The following is a 3,202-nucleotide window of genomic DNA, read 5'->3' as shown; positions in this document are numbered from 1 at the left end:
CGGCCTGGATCGCGGCGTTGAGGCCGGCGAGGTTGAGGTGGAACTCGAGCCCGGTCATCTGGTCGGTCATCTCGATGAGATGGGCGGTGCGCTCGACGCTGCGCGACAGGCTGGCGGCGAGCGTCCGGCGCGCCTCGGCGCCCGATTCCATCGCGGCCCGCAGGCGCGAGGCGCCCGCCTCCAACGCCGCCATGCCCTCATTGCCGGTGCCGGGCGCACGCAGGCCCTCCAGGATGTCGCCGCAGTCGTCGAGCCGGTCGGCGATCGCGGCAAGGTCGAGGCCGAGCTTGTCCATCAGCGCGCCGTAGGTCGCGGCGAGATCGTCGAGCTGGGCCACCTCGAGCCGGGCGATGCGGCGCACCGCGGCCTCCCGGTGGGCGGGCTCGAGCGGCGCCTCGCCCTCGACGAGCCGGCCGTCGCGGCGCAGCGGTTCGATGCGCTCGAGGTTCTGCACCGTGTGCTCCAGCCGCTGGCGTGCCATGTCGTGGGCCTGGAGGCCCATCACGGCGCCGCCGACCGCCTGCCAGACGGCGGTGAAGGCGCGCTGCGCCTCGTCCCGGCTCTTGGCCGCCGCGCCCTGCTGCTCGGCGATCCGGTCGATCAGCGCCTGGAAGCCGCCCGCGAGCTCGCGCTCGTCGCCGGTGGTGACCGCGCGCGCGGCGATGGTGCGGCTTTCCTGGAGCGCGGCGCGCAGGGCGCCCATGCGCTCGTCGATCGACTGGGCGACCGACGTGCCCGACGTGACGAGATCGTCGACGGTGCGCGAGAAGGACACGAGGTCCACCTCGGCGCCCGCCATGCTCTCGACCTGGGCCCTGGCGATCACGACGATGTAGTCGAGGACGCGGAACACGGTCTTCAGCGAGGCGGAGGCGGTGCGGGCGCTCTCGACCGCCGCGTTCAGCTCGCCGATCCGCTCGTGCCGCTCGGCGGTCAGCTGCCACGCCGTCTCGACGCTGGCCGCCGCCTCGACGAGAGAGGCGCGCGCCTCGGCCATCACGGGCTGGGTGAAGATCTCGGTCGCGCGCGCGATGCCCTCGCGCACGCCCGCAATCCGGCCGTGCGTCGTGCGCAGCCGCTCGCCGGCGTCGAGGAAGACGCTCTCGCTCGCCGCCGTCCAGCGGACGAGCGCGGTGGCGAGCCGCTGGAAGTCGTCGGGGCCGGATGCGGGGCCGGCTCCGGGGATTGCGGCGGGAGCTGCGCCGGCAAGGGTGTTCGCGCGTGTCGTCATCGCTTGGCCGCCGCTGGCTTGAAGGAGGGATCGGCCGCAAACCGGAGGATTTCGGCGGGGATTCTGTCGAGCGGCAGTTCGGCTTCCACCGCACCGACCTTCATGGCTTCCTTGGGCATACCGTAGACGACGCAACTCGCCTCGTCCTGGCCGAGCGTGTGGGCGCCGGTCTGGCGCAGTTCCAGCATACCCTTGGCGCCGTCGTCGCCCATGCCCGGCAGGATCACGCCGAGCGCGTTGGCGCCGGCCGCGCGCGCCGCCGAGCGGAAGAGGACGTCGACCGAGGGGCGGTGGCGCGTCACCAGCGGCCCGTCGCGCACCTCGACATGGTACTGCGCGCCCGAGCGCTGGAGAAGGAGATGGTGGTTGCCGGGCGCGATCAGCGCGAGGCCCGGCACGACACGGTCGCCGGTCTCGGCCTCGCGCACCTCCATGCGGCACAGGCCGTCGAGGCGGCGCGCGAAGGCGCTGGTGAAGCCCGCCGGCATGTGCTGGACGATGACGATGCCGGGCGAGTTCTCGGGCAGCGCCTCGAGCAGCCGGCGCAGCGCCTCCGTGCCGCCCGTCGAGGCGCCGATCACCACGACCTTGTCGGTGGTGCGGTCGATCGGGCGGCCCGAGACCGGCGGCAACACCGCGTCGGCGGTGAGCTTCTTCTGGACGTCGATCGTGGCGGTGCGGGCGACGACGCGGGCCTTCGACGCCGCGCGCACCGCGTCGCAGATGCGCGTCTTCGCCTCCATCAGGAACTGGGGCGTTCCGACGCGCGGCTTGGTGATGATCTCGACCGCGCCCGCCTCCAGCGCCTGCAGCGCCATCTTGGAGCCGGCCTCGGCGAGCGAGGAGCAGATCACGACCGGGATCGGGCGCTGGCTCATCAGCTTCTGCACGAAGGTGATGCCGTCCATGCGCGGCATCTCGATGTCGCAGACGATGACGTCCGGCACCGCCTCGCGCATCCGCTCGGCCGCGAAATAGGGGTTCGAGGCGGTCGCGATCACCTCGATGTCGGCCTCGGCGTTGAGGATCTCCGACAGGATCGTGCGCACGCTCGCCGAATCGTCGACGATGAGGACCTTGATGGACGCCATCGCGCTCACTCCGTCCGCTCGTAGATGTTGCTGCGGATCAGCCGGAGCGGGAGCCGGGTGGAGCGGATGGATTCGGCATGGCCGAGAAACAGGAGGCCGCCGACGCGCAGGTGGCGCAGGAGCTTGCCGACGACCTCGAGCTGGGCGTCGGGCTGGAAGTAGATGAGGACGTTGCGGCAGAATACGATGTCCATCATCTGCCCCGGCCGGTACTCGCCGTGCATCAGGTTGATCTGGCCGAGGCGGATGTTGCGTCGAAGCTCGGGCCGCACGCTCATCGCCTGGTCGGCCGCCGCGCCGACCGGCGCCAGATACTTCTGGCGCAGGCGCGCGGGCACGTTGCGCACGGCGTCGGCATGGTAGACGCCCTCGCGCACCGCGTTCAGCATGCGCACCGAGATGTCGGTCGCCGTCACCGTCCAGGGGAAGAGCTGGCCGCCGTTCGAGGCGTCGTCGGCGATCATCGCGAGGCTGTAGGCCTCCTGCCCGCTCGAGGACGCGGCCGACCAGATGCGCAAGGCATGCTCGCGCCCGCCCTCGGCGAGGCGCCGCAGTTCGTCCGGCGTCAGGTACTCGAAATGCGGCGGCTCGCGGAAGAACGAGGTCTCGTTGGTGACGACGCAGTCGGTGAAGGCCTGCAGTTCGGCCGAGCGCCCCTCGGGCGAGCGCAGAAGGGCGAGATAGGCGCGGAAGTCCTCGAGGCCGCGCGCCACGAGGCGGCGGCGCAGCCGCGTCTCCAGCATTACCCGCTTAGCGTCGCTCATCACGATGCCGCAGCTTTCGTCCACCAGCACCGCCAGCTCGCGAAACGTCGCCGCGTCGAGGCTCGCCGTGTGGGCGCTCGCGGGCATGGAGCCGGTCGTCGGAAGGATCGCGGAAC

At 71.8% G+C, this 3,202-nt stretch carries 3 protein-coding genes; all 3 read right to left on the bottom strand.

Annotated elements, in window-relative coordinates:
• On the bottom strand, positions 1-1,231 hold a 1,231-nt coding region (locus QZ753_RS02825; RefSeq protein ID WP_294641028.1), incomplete at its 3' end, for a hypothetical protein.
• Positions 1,228-2,322 carry a chemotaxis response regulator protein-glutamate methylesterase gene (locus QZ753_RS02820; RefSeq protein WP_294641026.1) on the bottom strand — a complete coding sequence of 365 codons (1,095 nt, stop codon included), beginning with the start codon at positions 2,320-2,322 and terminating at the stop codon, positions 1,228-1,230. The genes QZ753_RS02820 and QZ753_RS02825, both read right to left, overlap by 4 nt.
• A 5-nt stretch (positions 2,323-2,327) precedes the next feature.
• A partial coding sequence (locus tag QZ753_RS02815; protein WP_294641024.1) for a CheR family methyltransferase occupies positions 2,328-3,202 on the bottom strand: 875 nt, incomplete at its 5' end.

The organism is uncultured Aureimonas sp. (assembly GCF_913775355.1).
In the GTDB taxonomy this organism is placed as follows: Bacteria; Pseudomonadota; Alphaproteobacteria; order Rhizobiales; family Rhizobiaceae; genus Aureimonas.
Note: the sequence above shows the minus strand (reverse complement) of the source record. Positions and strands in the feature narration are given on the sequence as shown.

Excerpts from the sequence above, each read along its gene's own strand:
- QZ753_RS02820 (WP_294641026.1), bottom strand. The coding sequence starts at position 2,322 with ATGGCGTCCATCAAGGTCCTCATCGTCGACGATTCGGCGAGCGTGCGC.